Source organism: Streptomyces sp. NBC_01390 (assembly GCF_045040105.1).
Classification (GTDB): domain Bacteria; phylum Actinomycetota; class Actinomycetes; order Streptomycetales; family Streptomycetaceae; genus Streptomyces.
Genome location: NZ_CP109551.1, coordinates 10980549 through 10997137 on the forward strand (window position 1 = coordinate 10980549; position 16589 = coordinate 10997137).

General features: G+C 71.5%; 14 protein-coding genes. 10 read left to right on the top strand and 4 right to left on the bottom strand.

The genetic code is table 11. The annotated features are described in order from the left end of the window. The first annotated feature begins 47 nt into the window (after window positions 1-47). A complete protein-coding gene (locus OG241_RS48950) occupies window positions 48-1079 on the top strand; it encodes a hydroxyacid dehydrogenase (RefSeq protein WP_405825542.1) in 1032 nt (343 codons plus the stop codon). Next, window positions 1076-3001: a DUF2264 domain-containing protein gene (locus OG241_RS48955; RefSeq protein WP_405825544.1), complete on the top strand. Its 1926-nt coding sequence runs from the start codon at window positions 1076-1078 to the stop codon at window positions 2999-3001. Before OG241_RS48950 ends, OG241_RS48955 begins: the two co-directional genes overlap by 4 nt. 55 nt (window positions 3002-3056) lie before the next feature. Here OG241_RS48955 and OG241_RS48960 read toward each other — a convergent pair whose 3' ends face one another. From OG241_RS48960 to OG241_RS48970, 3 genes are all read right to left on the bottom strand, one after another. After that, window positions 3057-3263: a hypothetical protein gene (locus tag OG241_RS48960; RefSeq protein WP_405825545.1), complete on the bottom strand. Its 207-nt coding sequence runs from the start codon at window positions 3261-3263 to the stop codon at window positions 3057-3059. Between the two features lie 69 nt (window positions 3264-3332). Beyond that, on the bottom strand, window positions 3333-4868 hold the full coding sequence (locus OG241_RS48965; protein ID WP_405825547.1) for a M81 family metallopeptidase: 1536 nt from the start codon (window positions 4866-4868) through the stop codon (window positions 3333-3335). Window positions 4869-4925: 57 nt separating this feature from the next. Beyond that, window positions 4926-6113: an ROK family protein gene (locus tag OG241_RS48970; RefSeq protein ID WP_405825549.1), complete on the bottom strand. Its 1188-nt coding sequence runs from the start codon at window positions 6111-6113 to the stop codon at window positions 4926-4928. 184 nt (window positions 6114-6297) lie between these two features. On the opposite strand from OG241_RS48970, the gene OG241_RS48975 reads away from it, so the two are divergent. The 5 genes from OG241_RS48975 (at window position 6298) to OG241_RS48995 (ending at window position 12780) form a co-directional block, all read left to right on the top strand. Beyond that, complete coding sequence (locus tag OG241_RS48975) at window positions 6298-8094, top strand: peptide ABC transporter substrate-binding protein (protein WP_405825551.1); 1797 nt, start codon at window positions 6298-6300, stop codon at window positions 8092-8094. Window positions 8095-8104: 10 nt separating this feature from the next. Beyond that, entirely contained in the window at window positions 8105-9067 is a 963-nt protein-coding gene (locus OG241_RS48980; RefSeq protein ID WP_405825553.1) for an ABC transporter permease, read from the top strand. An 86-nt stretch (window positions 9068-9153) separates the two neighbouring features. Then, a complete protein-coding gene (locus tag OG241_RS48985) occupies window positions 9154-10038 on the top strand; it encodes an ABC transporter permease (RefSeq protein WP_405825554.1) in 885 nt (294 codons plus the stop codon). Next, window positions 10035-11705, top strand: a complete 1671-nt coding sequence (locus OG241_RS48990) for a dipeptide ABC transporter ATP-binding protein (protein WP_405825556.1) — start codon at window positions 10035-10037, stop codon at window positions 11703-11705. The genes OG241_RS48985 and OG241_RS48990 overlap by 4 nt, the downstream gene beginning before the upstream one ends. Window positions 11706-11823: 118 nt before the next feature. Continuing rightward, window positions 11824-12780: an ROK family protein gene (locus OG241_RS48995; RefSeq protein ID WP_405825558.1), complete on the top strand. Its 957-nt coding sequence runs from the start codon at window positions 11824-11826 to the stop codon at window positions 12778-12780. Here the strand turns inward: OG241_RS48995 and OG241_RS49000 are convergent. After that, entirely contained in the window at window positions 12766-13386 is a 621-nt protein-coding gene (locus tag OG241_RS49000) for an L-threonylcarbamoyladenylate synthase (protein ID WP_006376425.1), read from the bottom strand. The genes OG241_RS48995 and OG241_RS49000 overlap by 15 nt on opposite strands. 103 nt (window positions 13387-13489) lie before the next feature. On the opposite strand from OG241_RS49000, the gene OG241_RS49005 reads away from it, so the two are divergent. From OG241_RS49005 to OG241_RS49015, 3 genes are all read left to right on the top strand, one after another. Beyond that, on the top strand, window positions 13490-14983 hold the full coding sequence (locus OG241_RS49005) for a helix-turn-helix domain-containing protein (RefSeq protein ID WP_405826854.1): 1494 nt from the start codon (window positions 13490-13492) through the stop codon (window positions 14981-14983). 318 nt (window positions 14984-15301) lie between these two features. Continuing rightward, a complete protein-coding gene (locus tag OG241_RS49010) occupies window positions 15302-15685 on the top strand; it encodes a DUF6479 family protein (protein ID WP_405825560.1) in 384 nt (127 codons plus the stop codon). Window positions 15686-15731: 46 nt separating this feature from the next. Further along, window positions 15732-16559 carry a methyltransferase domain-containing protein gene (locus OG241_RS49015; RefSeq protein ID WP_405825562.1) on the top strand — a complete coding sequence of 276 codons (828 nt, stop codon included), beginning with the start codon at window positions 15732-15734 and terminating at the stop codon, window positions 16557-16559. Window positions 16560-16589: the final 30 nt, after the last annotated feature.

A 16589-nucleotide genomic window follows, 5' to 3' on the forward strand; every position in this document is an offset into this window, starting at 1 on the left:
GTTCGTATCAACGGAGTTCCCGACCAGCAAGGAGTGACCGACCCCGAATGACCGTGTCCTCGCCGGGCCCCGGCTTCCGCCCCCGTGCAGCCCTCGCCATGTCCCCGGACGCCGCGGCCGCCGTCCTCGACCCCGCCTCGCTGGCCGCCCTCGCCGCTGTCTGCGACCTCGCCCCGCTGCCGGTACTCGACGACTTCTCCACCGAGCGCGCCCGCGGGATCCTCGCCGACGTCGACCTCCTGGTCACCGGCTGGGGCTGCCCCGTACTGGACACCGACGCTCTCGAGGCGGCGCCCCGGCTGCGGGCGGTCGTGCACACCGCGGGCAGCGTCCGGCCGCATGTCACCGACGCCTGCTGGGAACGCGGCATCGAGGTGTCGTCCGCCGCCGCCGCCAACGCCCTGCCGGTCGCCGAGTACACCCTTGCCATGATCCTGCTCAGCGGCAAACAGGTCCTGGAACGGGCCCACGCCTACGCCGCCACGAAGACCCGCGACAACTGGCTGCGCACCTCCCGCACGATCGGCAACTACCGCCGGACCGTCGGCATCGTCTCCGCCTCCATGGTCGGCCGACGCGTCATCGAACTGCTACGCCCCCACGACTTCGACATCCTGCTGTACGACCCCTACGTCGCCGACGCCGACGTGGCCGAACTCGGCGTGGAACGCGTCGAGTTGGACGCACTGTTCGCCCGGGCCGACACCGTCAGCCTGCACACCCCGCTGCTGCCCAGCACCCGAGGCCTGGTGAGCCGGGCCCTGCTCGACGCCATGCGCCCCGGCGCCGTGTTCATCAACACCGCCAGGGGAGGCGTCGTCGATCAGGACGCCCTGACGGACGCGGTCCGCGAGCACCGCATCCGCGCCGTCCTCGACGTCACCGACCCCGAAGTCCTGCCGCCCGAACACCCGTTGTGGGACTGCCCCGACGCGCTTCTCACCCCCCACCTCGCCGGATCCCAGGGCAACGAGTGGCGCCGCCTGGCCGATCTCGCCGTCGCCGAGACGGAACACTGGGCATCCGGCGCGGGCTTCCGCCACCCCGTACGACGCGAAAGGCTGGCCTTCCTCGCATGAGCAGCACGACCCGTATCAGCAGCAGCGGCATCCCCTTCGAGTTCCCGCCCGAGGACCGCGAGTCGAGCCCGTACACCGGATACACCCGGACCCACTGGGAGGCCGTGGCGGACGGGCTGCTGGCCGCCGCGTGGCGCTGGAGCACCCCCGGCGGCGCCCTGCTCGACCTGCCCGGCGTCCCGTCACGTTCGGGAGTGCGCTCCGACGGGCTCGAAGGCTACGCCCGCACCTTCCTCGCCGCCGCCTTCCGTGTCGCGGGCGCGAACGGGGACGACCCGCACGGCTGGCTCGACCGGTACGCCGAGGGCCTCACGGCGGGCACCCTCACCCCCGGCCGCGCGGACACCGAGTCCTGGCCGCTCATCCTCGACCACGACGTGCAGGGCCAGCCGATGGTCGAGTCGGCGTCCGTGGCCCTCGGCCTCAGGCTGACGGCGCCCTGGCTGTGGAAACGGCTCGACTCCGCCGTACAGGACCGGGCGGAGGAATGGCTGCGCGGCTCGCTGCGCCACTCGCCGGCCCCCAACAACTGGTACCTCTTCCCCTACACGGTCGCCGGCTTCCTGGAGTCCGTCGGACGCGGCGACGCCGAGACGGCCAGGGCACGTCAGCGGGCCCTGGAGCTGATGGAGACCTGGTACCGGGGCGACGGCTGGTACGCGGACGGCGACGGCCGGGCCTTCGACCACTACAACGGCTGGGCCCTGCACCTGTACCCGGTCCTCGACGCCCACCTCGGCGACGACCGGGAACTGTCCGCCCGCTACGGCCCCCGCCTGCGCGAACACCTCGACGGCTTCGGGCTGATGTTCGGCGGGGACGGCGCCCCGATCCACTTCGGCCGCTCCCTCTCGTACCGCTTCGCCGCCTCCGCCGCCGTCGGCCTGGGCGCCCTCACCGGTCACACCCCGCTCACCCCGGGCACGAGCCGCCGGCTGATCAGCGGCAGCTTCCGTCACTTCCTGGACCGGGGCGCCCTGACCGAGGACGGCCTGCTCACTCTCGGCTGGCACGGCCCGCACCAGGCCACCCTGCAGACGTACTCGGGCCCGGCATCGCCGTACTGGGCCTCGAAGGCCTTCGTGTCCCTGCTCGCACCCGCCGACGCGCCGCTGTGGACGGCCCGCGAGGAACCGGCGCCCGTCGAGGAGCGCGACCGGGTGCTCGCGCTGCCCGCACCGGGGCTGCTGGCGCAGTCGACCCGCGCGGACGGGATCGTACGGCTGCACAACCACGGCAGCGATCACGTCCGCCCGCACGAGAGCGAGTCGGCGGCCGAGGACGATCCGCACTACGGCCGCCAGGCCTACTCGACCCACTCCGGTCCGACAGCCCCTGCCAACATCGCCGACAACCACCTCTCCGTGGAGATCGGCGGCCGGGGCAGTGTCCGGCGCCGTATCCACCCGCTGGGCGCGGGCCACGGGGACGGCTGGGGCTGGGCCGCGTCCTGGCACCGCCCCGTCTTCACCGCCGGGCCGCCCATGGTGCCGGGGCTGCGGGTGGAGAGCGTCACGGTGGTACGGGGCCGCCACGAAGTGCGCGTCCACCGCGTGACCGGCGCTCCGGCCGGGGCACGGGTCACCCACACGGGCTGGGCGACGGGCCCCGAGGAGGAGGTGACATCCACCCTGCACGGCCTGTACGGCTGGAATCCGGACGCCGAGGAGACACGCGCCCCGCAGGGCACCGCCTACACCCGCTGGGCCGTGGTCCCACGCCTGACAGGGGAGACCTCCGGCACGTCACTGCACGTGGCGCTGGCGGTCCTGACGGCCGACCCGGAACCACTGGTGCCCGAGCGGGTCGTCTCGGACGTGGAGGTGACCGACACGACCGCAGAGATCACCTGGGCCGAGGACGGCACCCGCACGAGGATCACCTTCGACCCATTGACCGTGCGGCACGACGCGCCCCGCTAGGGGCGCGGGGAACTGCGCGACCAGCCCCCACCGGCCCGCAGTCGACAGACGACCCTCACGGCAACAACTTGTCCAGCGCCGCACGACCCTCCTTCGCCAGCTTCCGCTCCGCCCAGGCGAGGTTGCGCGGAGTGAGGTCGCGGCCTGTGGCCAGCACCAGGTCCTCCGCCGACGCCCCATGCTCCGCACCGGTGTGCAGCAGGGCGTCGGGGGTGGTGGTGTCGTCGGAGGGAGAGGGCGCATCGGAGTGCTGGATCGGCATGACGTCTCCTTGCTCGACCGGACTCCCTACCACCATGCCCGGCCCACGCCCCGCGCGCACCCCGCACCTTCACGAGGCCCCCTGTTCGTCCTCTCCGCCGAGCGGCTGGTCGGACGGCGGAACGATCCTCGCCGCGAGGTCCGGTTCACCCATCTCCGGATCGAACGGAAACATGGGCCGCCGGATCCGCCGGTGCCCCAGCCGCACCAAGTCCTGGTCGACACCACCGGGGGTCAGCGCGAGCTTCCACCCCACAGCCATGTCGAACAGCTCAGGTTCGAGATAGCCGATCTTGACGAGGACAAGATCGGCACCGCGCGGATCAAGATCCAGGTCGGTGAAGTCGTGCTCGTGGTGGTACGGCTTCCGCAGCCGCGTGAGGATCACGTGCACGCTGCCGACCCGCAGCACGACCTCGGTCCCGGCGTCCCGGTCCCCGTGCCGCACCGCGTGCACGACCCCGGTCATGGTGAGCGGCCCGGCATGCCGGTCGTCCACCTCGGCGCCGGCGGTGACCGTGACAACCGCCCCGACGTCGGCTGTCACCGCCGCCTCGACGGCGGCGGGCCCCGGCACGGAGGCGTAGATCACGGTCGGACCGTCCGGGTCCTTGAACTCGGGCCGGTCCAGCACACGCCCGAGCCCCCAGGTCACATCACCCGCACCCCCCGCCGTCGGGTTGTCGCCGGTGTCGCTGATGAAGTACGGCCGGGCGTCCGACGCGAGCGCCTCGTCCAGACACGCGTCCAGCGAGCCCGTCGGCGCGACGAACGCGAACCTGCTCCGCGCCTCCCAGAAGCCGCGCGCCAGCCGCTCGGCGCCGGCGGAAACGGCGGCCTCGTCGGACCCGGTGACGACGACCGCGGCCCGGTTGCGCGGCTCGTCCGCCCACGCGTATCCGACCCAGATCGCGGCGTCCAGCACACCGTCGGCCGCCTCGACCTCGGCGACGGCCGCGTAGACGCTCCGCGCGGGCTCGATCCGCGTCGAGGTCTGCTCACCGGCCAGCAGCACCGGCACCGGGATCCAGGCCTTGACCGGCCGTGGAGCGCCGCTGACCAGGACGTTCACCAGGTTCCGTACCGCCCGCTCCTTCGTCTCCATGTGGTCCTCGTGCGGGGCCGTCCGGTAGCAGGTGATCAGATCGCTCCGGTGGGCGAGTTCGCGCGACACGTTGCCGTGCAGATCCATGGACGTGGAGACGATCACGGCCGGGCCGACGACCTCCCGGATCCGCTCCAGCAGGACCACCTCGGCATCGTCGACACCCTCCACCGTCATCGCGCCGTGGATGTCGTACCAGAGGCCGTCGACGGGCCCCGACTCCCGCAACCTGTCGATGAGTTCGTCGGCGAGCAGAGCGAAGGCGGCAGCCGTCACCGTCCCGCCGGGCAGCGCCTTGCCGACCAGCGCGCCCCGCCACTCTGCCGCCTCCCGCAACGGCTCCCCGGGAGCCAGGAACGGGTAACGCGTGAGGACGTCCGCGCCGCGCTGCGGATGGAAGGCGGGCGCCTCGGTGCGGGCGGGGGAGAAGGTCGACGACTCGATACCGAGCCCGGCGACGGCGATCACCGGACGGGCTGTGGCGGTACGGGACTGGGGCATGGCTCCTCGGCAGGGGGTCAGAGGTGAGATGACGGAGAGCGACCGGGCAGGGGTCGGTCAGGGGCCGGTCAGGGTCCGCAAGGCATGCGCCAGTGCCCGTTGCAGCGCGAACCGTCCCGCGCCGACCAGTCCGGCGTCGGCGCCGAGACTCGCCCGCTCGATCACCAGCTGCTCGGTCACCAGCGGATGGCAGCCCTCGTACAGCTGACTTCGCACTGCTGCCACGAACGGCTCCAGCGTCGACAGCAGACCCCCCAGATACACGGCGTCGGGGTTGAAGAAGTTGACGTTCGCCGACAGGACCGTGCCGAGATGGCGGCCGGCCCGGCGCACCGCACCGGTCGCCTCCGGGTCGGCGTCCGTGGCCAGCTTGACCACGTCCTCGATGGAGTCGACCCGGGCGCCCCGCTCCCGCAGGATCCGCACCAGCGCCGCACCTGACGCGACCGTCTCCAGACAACCGGTGTTGCCGCACGAACAGGGCGTGCCGTTCTCGTTCTCGACGCGGACGTGGGTGATCTCGCCGGCCGCTCCGGTGCCGCCCCGGTACAGCCGGCCGTCGGCGATGACACCGGCGCCGATGCCGGAGCCCATCTTGACCATGATCGACTGGCGCCGTTCGGCGGGCTGGACGCTGTGCTCGCCCACGGCCATGCAGTTGGCGTCGTTCTCGATCGCCGCCGGGACACCGAAGCGGTCCTCCAGCCAGGACCGTACCGGGAACCTGTTCCAACCGGGCATCCGCGCCGGGAGAGTGACGACGCCCGAATCGACGTCCACCGGGCCCGGCAGACACAGCCCGACGCCCCGCAGCAGCTCCCGGCCGTGCCGGGCGGCGAGCGTGTCCAGGGTCTCGGCGAGACCGGGCAGCGCCGCCTCCGGCCCCTCGGCGGTGGCGAACGGCACCGTCGACACGTCGGTGAGCCCGCCCCCGGGGAACACCACCCCGACCCGGGCGTGCCTGCTGCCCAGGTCCGCCGCGACCGCGAACCCGTCACTGCCGCCGAGCCGCAGCACCTTCTGGGGCCGCCCGCCCGTGGAGGACCGTGTGCCGTGCTCCGCGACCAGCCCGTGGGTCACCAGCTGGCCGACGGTGAAGGAGATCGTCGAGGGCGCGGCGCCGAGCAGATCAGCCAGCTCGGTCCGTGTCGTCGCCTGCCCGGAGGACAGCAGTTCGAGCACCCGCCCGGCCAGCGAGGAGACACCGGGGGAGGTCCTTCGGTGCGGGGCACTTTTTTCGGTCATGGGCGAAGTAACTTCCGACGGCGGGGATTTGAGTGACGAGCATAGGTCGCAGATCGTGCCCTCCGGCTTTTTCCAGAAGAGCAGAAACAGGCTTTTTACGGCTGGGCGTCTGTTTCTTCGTACCCACGAGTCGTTGACTGGCTCATCGATCGCACATCACATCTCCGGTGATCCGAGGAGAACCATGTCGTCCCCTGCTCGCACCGCGCTCGTCGCCGGTGTCGTCGTCTCGGCGAGCGCGCTGCTGCTCGCAGGCTGTTCCGGCACGAGTGACACGTCGTCCGCGTCGAAGGACTCCATCAACTACGCCCTGCCCGCGAACTTCACCCCGAACTGGATCCTGCCGATCGGCACCGCGGCCCACCTCAACACCAACAACAACTCCATCGCGGCCGGCCTGTGGGAGCCGCTCATCGCGTACGACGGCTCCACCGGGAAGATCGCCTGGAACAAGAAGGCGTCGATCGCCACCGCCGCGGACTTCGCCGCCGACGGAAAGAGCGTCACCATCACGCTCGGCGACCGGAGTTGGAGCGACGGCAAGCCGATCACGGCACGGGACGTCGAGTTCTGGTTCAACGTCATCAAGGCGAACAAGGCTGAGTGGGCCGGCTACAACCCCGGCAAGGCCCCCGACAACTGGACCGCGTTCAAGGCCGTCGACGACCGGCACTTCACGATCACCTTCGACCAGGCCTACAACTCCCAGTGGATGCTGGCCAACGAGCTGAGCCAGATCACCCCGCTGCCCCAGCACGCCTGGGACAAGGCCGGAACCTCGGCCGCCGTGTCGGACGCCGACCGCACGGCCGCGGGCGCCAAACAGGTGTGGACGTACCTCAACACGGCCGCGAAGAACATCTCCGGCTACGACAGCGACGCCCTGTGGAAGACCATCAGCGGCCCCTACTCGATCAAGTCGTTCGCCACGTCGGGGAAGGTCGTCCTCGCCGCCAACACGAAGTACGACGGCGGTGAGAAGCCGGACATCGCCACCGTGAACCTCCTGCCGTTCACGACGGCCGACGCCGAGAAGAACGCCCTGCGCTCCGGAAGCGTCGACTACGGCTACATCGAGGCCACCGACCTCGACCAGAAGGACAGCTTCACCAACCGGGGCTACGCCGTGCAGCCCTGGTCCGGCTGGGCGATCACCTATCTGCCGTACAACTTCAACAACCCCACCATGGGCGCCGTGTTCAAGCAGCTGTACGCCCGCCAGGCCGTCCAGAAGTCCATCGACCAGGCCGGTCTCGCCAAGGTCATCCTCAACGGCACCGCCGTCCCCGGCTACGGCCCGATCCCGCAGGCACAGTCCTCCGACTTCCTCTCCGCCACCCAGAAGAGCAACCCGTACCCCTTCTCGACCGAGGAGGCCAAGTCCCTTCTCACCGGTCACGGCTGGACGGAACAGGGCGGGGTCATGGTCTGCACGGACGCGGGCACAGGAGCGACCCAGTGCGGTGAAGGCGTCGCCAAGGGAACGAATTTCGAGATGCAGGTGCTGTCGCAGTCCGGTTCGACCGTGACCGACAACATGATGAGCGCGATCCAGTCGTCCCTCGCGAAGACCGGCATCAAGTTCTCGATCAAGACCGCGCCCGTCAACTCCGTGCTGGCGCAGACCCCGCAGTGCACCGCGAGCCAGGCCATCTGCAAGTGGCAGCTGTCCTTCTTCGGCACGGCGGGCAGCTGGTACTTCAACGCCTTCCCGACCGGCGACTCGCTCTTCCAGACCAAGGGCGGCTCCAACTTCGGCAACTACTCCAACCCGGACGTCGACAAGCTCATCACCGCCTCCACCACATCCACGTCCAACCAGGCCATCCAGGACTACAGTTCGGCCCTCGCCAAGGACCTGCCCGTGGTCTGGCTGCCCGAGCCCGTCTACCAGATCTCCGTCGTCAGGAACGGCCTCGGCGGCTTCTCCCAGGACTCGCTCGCCAACTTCCACCCCGCCCAGTGGAAGTGGACCAGCTGAGGCCCCTCGCATGGACACCTTCCTCTACCTGAGCCGGCGGATCCTCCAGGCGCTCGCGGTGATCATCATCGTGACCGTGGTGGTCTTCTGCCTCCTGCACGCGCTGCCCGGGGGTCCCGCACGCGGGATCCTCGGCCCGCAGGCCACCGCCCAGCAGATCGCCGCCTTCAACCACGAACAGCGCCTCGACCAGGCACTGCCCGTGCAGTACGTCCACTACCTGGGCACCCTGCTCCATGGCGATCTGGGCACCTCGTACACCCTCAACGAGTCCGTCTCCACGCTCATCGAACAGCGTCTGCCCAAAACCCTCGTCCTGACCGTCCTGTCCGCGTTCGTCGGGCTGCTGCTCGCGATCCCGCTCGGCATGTGGCAGGCGGTGCGGCGCAACAAGCCCGTCGACTACGTCATCACCACGCTCGGCTTCGTCGCCTACGCGACCCCCGTGTACTTCCTCGGCCTGATCCTCGTGCTGGTCTTCACCCAGCTGCTGCCCTGGTTCCCGTCCCAGGCACCCCAGGGCGAGACCCTCGGCCAGGTCCTCTCCCAGCCGAACGCACTCGTCCTGCCGGTCGTCGCCGGCGCCGCCTCGATGGTCGCCGTCTTCAGTCGCTACATGCGTGCCGCGACTCTGGAGAACCTCTCCGAGGACTACGTCCGCACGGCCCGGGCCGGTGGCTCACGACAGGGCGCCATCCTGCGCCGGCACGTGTTCCGCAACTCCCTCACGCCCGTCGTCGCGATGCTCGGCTACTACGTGCCGGTGCTCTTCGGCGGCGCCCTCGTCGTCGAGCAGCTCTTCAACTACCCGGGAATGGGGCTGCTGTTCTGGAGCGCGGCCCAGTCATCCGACTACCCGGTGCTGCTCGGCTGCGTTCTCGTCATCTCGGTCGCGACCGTCGTCGGCACCCTGCTCGCCGACATCGTGCAACGACTGGTCGACCCCCGAGTGCTGCATTCTCCCGGGGGATGACTCCCGGACCCCCAGCAGAAAGGCAGGTCAGTTGGTATGACCGGCGTGAACATCCCAGGGCGAACCTGGGTGAAGGTCGGCCGAGCATGAGCGCCGTACTGCGGACGACGACCCCACCGGTGGAGGCGGCCGCCGGACACCGCCTGCCGCTACGCCGGTTCGCACGCAACCGGCTCGCGGTCGCCGGACTGGCGGCAGTGATTCTGTTCCTCCTCTTCTGCTTCGTGGGCCCGCTTCTCCACTCCACCGACCAGACCCACACCGACCTCACCCAGGTCAACCTCGCTCCGAACGGCTCCCATTGGCTCGGCACGGACGCCGTCGGCCACGACGAACTCGGACGCCTGATGTACGGCGGGAAGGTGTCCCTCCTCGTCGGGCTCGCGGCCGGGATCCTCGCCACCGTCATCGGCACGCTGTGGGGCGCGGTCGCGGGGTACGCGGGCGGCTGGATCGACGCGGTGATGATGCGGGTCGTCGACGCGGGCATCGCCATCCCGGCGCTGTTCATCCTGCTCGTCGTCTCCGCGATCACCACGCCGGACACCCTCGGCCTGATCGTCGTCCTGGGCCTGGTGTCGTGGCTCGTACCGTCCCGCCTGATCAGAGCGGAAACCCTCACCCTCAAGAACCGCGACTACGTCCTGACGCTGCGCGCCATCGGCGGCACCCACGGCCGCGCGATCGCCCGGCACATCCTGCCCAACTCGGTGTCGACCATCGTCGTCGCGGCCACCTTCCAGGTCGCCGACGCGATCCTGCTCGTCGCGTACGTCTCCTACCTCGGCCTCGGCGTCCAGCCGCCGTCGACCGACTGGGGCGGCATGCTGTCGGCCGGCCTCACCGCCGCGTACTCGGGCCGCTGGTGGCTCATCGTGCCACCGGGCCTCGCCATCATCCTCGTCGTCTGCGCGTTCAACGCGATCGGCGACGGGCTGCGCGACGCCTTCGACGTCAAGGGGCGTGGATGAACATCCTGGAGATCGAGAACCTGGACGTCACCTTCTCCACGGAGACCGGCGACGTACCCGCCGTCCACGAGGTGTCGTTGCACGTCCGCCCCGGCGAAACCCTGGCCCTCGTCGGTGAGTCGGGCTCCGGCAAGTCGACGGTCGCGCTCGCCGCTCTGGGGCTGCTGCCCGGCAACGCACGGGCCACGGGCCGGGTCGAGATCGGGGCAGTGGACGTCGTGGGCGCGAGTGAGGCCGACCTGTCCCGGTTGCGCGGCCTTACGGCATCGATGGTGTTCCAGGAACCCGCCACCGCCCTCGACCCGCTCACCCGGATCGGCGCCCAGATCGCCGAGGTCGTACGCAACCACCGCCCCCTCTCCACCAAGGAGGCCGCGGCGGAAGCGGTCGAACTCCTGCGCCGCGTAGGCATACCCGACCCCGGGACGCGGGCCTCCGCCTTCCCCTTCCAACTGTCCGGCGGCCAACGCCAACGCGTCGTCATCGCCATGGCCATCGCCAACTCGCCGGGCCTGCTCATCGCCGACGAACCGACCACCGCCCTCGACGTCACCGTCCAGGCCGAGATCCTCGACCTCCTGCGCGCCCTGGCCGCCGACTCCGGCACCGGCGTCCTGCTCGTCACGCACAACATGGGCGTCGTCGCGGACTTCGCCGACCGGGTCGCCGTCATGCTCCAGGGGAGGATCGTCGAGACGGGCCCCGCCGAAGAGGTGCTCCTGCGGCCCACCCACGAGTACACGCGACGACTGCTGTCGGCGGTACCGAGACTGACGGTCGCCGGGCCGGGAGACGTGCCCGCACCGGCCCCCGAGGTCCGCACCGACGCTCCCGTGGTCGAACTCCGGGACATCTCAGTCCACTTCGGCCGAGGTCGCCGTACCGTACGGGCCCTGCAGGACGTCTCCCTCACCGTCGCCCCCGGCGAAACCGTGGGCCTGGTCGGCGAGTCCGGCTCCGGCAAGTCGACGGCGGCCAGGGTTGCGCTCGGCCTCGTCCCGCCGACGTCCGGCTCGGTCGCGCTCTTCGGCACCGACCTGGGCCGGGCCCGGGGACGTGCGAGGCGCGCCCTGCTCGCGGGAGTCGGCGTGGTCCTCCAGGACCCGGTGGCCTCCATGGACGCGCGGATGAGCGTCGGCGAATGCGTCGCCGAGCCGCTGCGCGTCCACCGCAGGGGCATGCCGGCGGCGGAGCGCCGGGCGCGGGTCGCCGAGGTGCTCGAACGGGTCCGCCTGCCAAGGGCGTTGGCGGGACGCGGCCCGCGCGAGCTGTCCGGCGGGCAGCGTCAACGGGTCAGCCTGGCCCGCGCGCTCGTTCTCGAACCACGTCTCCTCGTGGCCGACGAACCGACCAGCGCCCTCGATGTGAGCGTCCAGCAGACGGTCCTCGAAGTCATCACCGAACTCCAGGACGAACTGGGCTTCGCCTGCCTCTTCGTCTCCCACGACCTCGCTGTGGTCCAGCAGTTCGCACAACGGGTGGTCGTGATGCGCGCCGGACAGGTCGAGGAACAGGGCCCGACGGCGACGACCCTCCTGCACCCCGGCACGGACTACACACGGCGCCTCATCGCCGCCGTGCCCGTCCCCGACCCGGTTCTGCAACGCCGGCGGCGGACGGAGCGCCGGGCTGTGCCTGCTGCCGGTGGGACGGGGGCCTCGGCGTGACGACCTTCCTGTACCCGGGTGCGGATCACCCCCCGCGTCCGACTGCCGCCATGCCGGTGACCGACCCGGTTCTGCGACGCCGGGCCGCCCCCGCCGCCGACGGAACGGGGGTCACCGCGTGACCCGCCCCCTCCCCGAGGTGTACGCCGGTGTCGACATCGGCGGGACGACCACGCAGGTCGTGCTGTGCGCCCCCGACCTCGCGGTTCTCGCCCGGGCCGAGGTGCCCACCCCGGCGGCGCACGGCGGGCAGGCCGTGATCGATGCGGCGTTGGGTGCGCTCGTCGGTCTCCTCGCCCGGACACCGGCCCGGCTTCTCGGTGTGGGGGTGGGAGCGGCGGGGATCGTGGACGCGGAGGCCGGGCGTGTGCTCGTCGTCAGCGACTCCTTCCACGGCTGGGCCGGCTTCGAGGTGGCGGCGACGATCCGGGGCGCGCTCGGGGTCCCGGCGTACCTCGACAACGACGTCAACGCGTTCCTGCGGGGCGAGGCGACCAGGGGCGCCGTGGCGGGCGTACCCCATGTGCTCGGTATGACGCTCGGCACCGGGGTCGGTGGGGCGCTGTGGATGGGCGGGGCGCTGTACGGGGGTCCGCACGGGGCGGCCGGGGAGATCGGGCACGTACCCGGCTTCGGTGACCTGCCCTGTACGTGCGGTGGCCGTGGACATCTGGAGACGCTCGCCTCCGGGCGGGCGATCGGGCGACGCCACGGCGAGCGCACCGGTCGCGCCGGGCTCACCGCGAAAGCGGTCGCGGCAGCCGCGGACGCCGGCGACCGCGACGCCGCCGTCGTCTACGAGGAGGCGGGGGAGGCGGTCGCCCGGGCGATTCTCATCACCGCCGGGCTGGTGGACGTCACCGACTACGTCGTCGGCGGCGGCGTCAGCCGCGCCTGGCATCTGCTCGAACCGGCCGTCCGCGCGGCCCTCGCCGCCGAGCCGCCCGTCAGCGGACGGCCCGTCAGCGTCGTACGGGCCGGGCTCGGCAGCGACGCCGTGGCCGTCGGGGCGGCCTCCCGCGCGCGGGACGAACTCGGGGCGTACGAGGTCAGGGAGCCGTCACTCGAACCGTGACGTGTCTCCCGCGCCCCGCCGCACGATCTCGGCCTCCCCGCTGGAGAAGTCGATGACCGTCGTCGGCTCCGTACCGCAGTCCCCGGAGTCGACGACAGCGTCCACGACATGGTCGAGTCGCTCCTTGATCTCCCAGCCCTGCGTCAGCGGCTCCTTCTCGTCGGGCAGCAGCAACGTGCTGGACAGCAGCGGCTCGCCCAGCTCGGCCAGCAGCGCCTGCACGACCGTGTGATCGGGGATGCGTACACCCACGGTCTTCTTCTTCGGGTGCAGCAGCTTGCGCGGCACCTCGCGGGTCGCCGGGAGAATGAACGTGTAGCTGCCCGGAGTGGACGCCTTCACGGCCCGGAACACATCGTTGTCGACCTGCACGAACTGGCCGAGCTGCGCGAAGTTCTGGCACACGAGAGTGAAGTGGTGACGGTCGTCGAGCTGCCGGATCGACCGGATGCGGTCGATGCCGTCACGGCTGCCGAGCTGGCACCCCAGCGCGAAGCAGGAGTCCGTCGGATACGCGATCAGCGCGCCGGAGCGGATGCTGTCCGCCACCTGACTGATCGTGCGGGGCTGCGGGTTGTCGGGATGGACGTCGAAGTACCTTGCCATCCGTCGAGCCTATGCCCTCGGTGAGGTAGGTTCCGGACGGTGATGCCGTGAGAACCAGATCGACCGGGGGAGAGCCGTCGTGCCAGGCAGCAGGACCGGAGGCATGGGCGCCGACGCCTCCGGCGGCTGGGCCGGCGAACTCCTCGACCAGCTGCGACCGGGCGCCCGTGACCTCGGCAGGGTGACCGACTGGCTCGCCGCGGCCATCGAGGCGGAGGTGTCCCTCCAGGACGTGACCGGTGCCCTCCTCGCCGGCCCCCGGCTGCCCGCGGACGACGACCTGGTGCGGGACGTCTCCACCGGCAGAATCGCTTCCGCGGCGGTGCACGCACACGGACGCCACGTCAGGCTGGCCGGACTCGGACACCCCGGCACCATGGGTGTGCTCGCGGTGGCCCGTACCGGGCCGTTCGACCGGCGTGCCACCGACATCGTCGCCAGCACGGTCTGGGTGCTCGAACTGCTCCTGCGGGAACGCGGAACGGTGAGCGCCGAACACCGGCTGGACCGGGCGACCGCCGACCTCAGACTCGCCATCCTGCAGCTGCTGATGGTGGGTGACACCATCGCGGCCCGTCGGGTCGCCGCCGGTCTCTGGCCCGGCCTGTTCGACACCGACACGACCTGTGTCTACGTACTGGAAGTCCCCTCCGTACACCGCGACGACCTCGCGGTGGAGTGCCAGGAGGCAGCCGGGGGACACGCGTTGATCGTGCGCTGTCCGGCCGTGGACGAGCATCTGATCGTCGTCGCGCCCATCGACCACGGCCAGGACCTGGCGGGTCCGGAACTGCGCTCGGTCGTCGGCGAACGCCCGGACACCTTCGTCGGCGGCAGCGTCCGGCACGGCCTGGCCCAGACCGCCACGGCCTACGGACAGGCCGTCAGCGCCCTCGCCGTGGCCCGCTTCCGCACGGACCGGGCCGCCGTGTACGCCGAACGCACCCACCCCGAGCGGCTGATGAACCCACTGGCGCTGCGCGGCTGGGCGGACCGGCTGCTGAGCCCGCTCGACGACCTGCCCCACCACACCCGCGCCGAACTCCTCGCCACCACCCGGCTCGGGTTCTCGTTCACCGCGGTCAAGACGGCGATCATCCTCGGCGTCAGCCGCAACACCGTGCGTGCCCGGATGGAACGCGTGGAAGGGCTGCTCGACGCCGACTTCTCGGACCTCACGACCCGGGCCGCAGTCCAACTGGCCCTGAACACCCAGGCGGCGGCCCCGGACGAGCCGCGCCCGGCCGCGGCCCCGCCGGCCGGACTGACCGAACTGCTGCGCACGGATCCGCTGCTGGCCTGGGCGAACGATCTCCTCGGCCGCCTCGCCACGGACACGCGGGACCTGCGACGGACGGTCCGCACCTGGATCGCCGTCGGCGGCAACGCGGAACGCACCGCACAGGTGCTCGGCATCCACGCGCAGACCGTGCGCGACCACGTACGCAGCGCGGAACCCGTCCTCGAACGCCAGCTGCTCGCCGGCGGCAGTGACCTGTACGAGGTCGTCCTCGCCCATCTGGCACTCGGTGACCTCGACGAACCCGCCGCCGACCGGACGAAACGGGGCCAGCCGGGCGGGACCGTGCACGAGTGAGTCCTCGGCCGGGGAGAAGGGGCATGGGCGCGATACACACCGTGCCCGCCCGCACGTAGGTTCGCCGGGACGTCGGTGCTCCGGTCTGCGCGCCTCCCCCGGCGGGGTGCGGGAGCGTCGGTGTCCGCGCCGTGGTGCCTGGCCGGAAACCGGCCCCGAGGACCCGCGGGTGCGGGGGAGGCGGCCGGCACGGGGGTGCGGCCGCACCCCCGCGCTCGCGTAACCTCCGGCACCAGGTCCCGTCCCTCCCCAGCCCGGTCGTCGCCGTCGCAGGTGAGCGGTGCGAGTAGCCGACGGGTTCCTGGGCACTCGGGCGCCATGAGACTGGCAGAAGCAGCAGACGCGGGACAGGTGCTCGCCGCATCGAGCGACGTACTCAATGTGATCGCCGCCTTCGCCGGTGGCCTGATCGTGGTGGCCCTGCTGATCTGGGCCGTACGGCTGGGAGTGAAGGCCAAGGAGGCGGAGTCGCCCCCGCCCAGGCCCGACGAGCAGCCCAGGCTGCCGGAGTCCGGGCCGGTGCACGAGGAGCGCGAGATGCGTGAGCCCGACGAGGTGCCGCACACCATGGAGGAGAGCGAGCGGCTCAATCCGCACAACCTCCACTCCGCCGGCACGAAGCGCGGCGAGGACCAGACCCGCCCACGCTGGTCACCCGGCAACAGCGGCTCCTTCGGCAGCGGCGGCTCCGGCAGGAAGTGACGGTTTCCGGTCGTCGGTGCGTGCCCCGGCTCATAGAGTGGGCCGCATGGGGGAATCACCTGACACGCGGCCCAGCTCGGAGTTCCACGCCCGCAACTTCTCCACGGCGGATGTCGGACGGCTGGTGGCGGCCCTCGACGCGCAGGACCGGGCCGACGGCGTACGGCGGCTGCGCGCCTGGACACAGAGCGCGCTGAACCCGGGCCCCGGCGAACACGTGATCGACGTGGGCAGCGGTACGGGGTCGCACACTCTGACACTGGCGGCGGCTGTCGCCCCGTCCGGCGACGCCGTGGGCGTCGAGGCGAACCCGGCGCTGCGCGAGGTCGCCGAGCAGCGGGCGGCGGCGGCCGGCAGTACGGCCCGCTTCGTGGACGGCGACGCGCTCGCCCTTCCGCTGCCCGACGCCACGGTGGACGTGGTCTGGTGCGAACGGGTTCTGCAGCATCTGTCCGAACCGGACAAGGCCGTCGGTGAGATCGCGCGGGTCCTGCGCCCCGGTGGACGCGTGGCGCTCATCGACTCGGACTGGGCCACCGCGCTCCTGTACCCCGGTGAGCCGGACGCGGTGGCTGCGCTGATGGCGGGAACCGTGGCCGCGGCGGCCAACCCGTACTCCGGACGGCGGCTCGCGGACCAGTTGTCCGCGGCGGGGTTGGTCGTCGACGACCGGGGCTCGCAGGCACTGCTCCAGGACCACACGACGGTGCCCTGGCCCCTGGTCCGGATGATGGGCGAGTCGACCGTACGGCGTGGACTGATGACCGAGGAGCAGCGCGACCGCCTGTACGCGGGGCTGACCGAAGCCGCGGAGCGGGGCGCGCTGCACATGTCGGTGACGATGTTCGCCGTGGTGGCCCACCGGCCGGTCTGACCTGCCCAGGGTGTCGCCGGGCTCGGCATG

Bases quoted from the DNA above. Each gene is read 5' to 3' on its own strand.
- OG241_RS48950 (WP_405825542.1), top strand. From the start codon at position 48: ATGACCGTGTCCTCGCCGGGCCCCGGCTTCCGCCCCCGTGCAGCCCTC.
- OG241_RS48955 (WP_405825544.1), top strand. From the start codon at position 1,076: ATGAGCAGCACGACCCGTATCAGCAGCAGCGGCATCCCCTTCGAGTTC.
- OG241_RS48960 (WP_405825545.1), bottom strand. From the start codon at position 3,263: ATGCCGATCCAGCACTCCGATGCGCCCTCTCCCTCCGACGACACCACC.
- OG241_RS48965 (WP_405825547.1), bottom strand. From the start codon at position 4,868: ATGCCCCAGTCCCGTACCGCCACAGCCCGTCCGGTGATCGCCGTCGCC.
- OG241_RS48970 (WP_405825549.1), bottom strand. From the start codon at position 6,113: ATGACCGAAAAAAGTGCCCCGCACCGAAGGACCTCCCCCGGTGTCTCC.
- OG241_RS48975 (WP_405825551.1), top strand. From the start codon at position 6,298: ATGTCGTCCCCTGCTCGCACCGCGCTCGTCGCCGGTGTCGTCGTCTCG.
- OG241_RS48980 (WP_405825553.1), top strand. From the start codon at position 8,105: ATGGACACCTTCCTCTACCTGAGCCGGCGGATCCTCCAGGCGCTCGCG.
- OG241_RS48985 (WP_405825554.1), top strand. From the start codon at position 9,154: ATGAGCGCCGTACTGCGGACGACGACCCCACCGGTGGAGGCGGCCGCC.
- OG241_RS48990 (WP_405825556.1), top strand. From the start codon at position 10,035: ATGAACATCCTGGAGATCGAGAACCTGGACGTCACCTTCTCCACGGAG.
- OG241_RS49000 (WP_006376425.1), bottom strand. From the start codon at position 13,386: ATGGCAAGGTACTTCGACGTCCATCCCGACAACCCGCAGCCCCGCACG.
- OG241_RS49005 (WP_405826854.1), top strand. From the start codon at position 13,490: ATGGGCGCCGACGCCTCCGGCGGCTGGGCCGGCGAACTCCTCGACCAG.
- OG241_RS49010 (WP_405825560.1), top strand. From the start codon at position 15,302: ATGAGACTGGCAGAAGCAGCAGACGCGGGACAGGTGCTCGCCGCATCG.
- OG241_RS49015 (WP_405825562.1), top strand. From the start codon at position 15,732: ATGGGGGAATCACCTGACACGCGGCCCAGCTCGGAGTTCCACGCCCGC.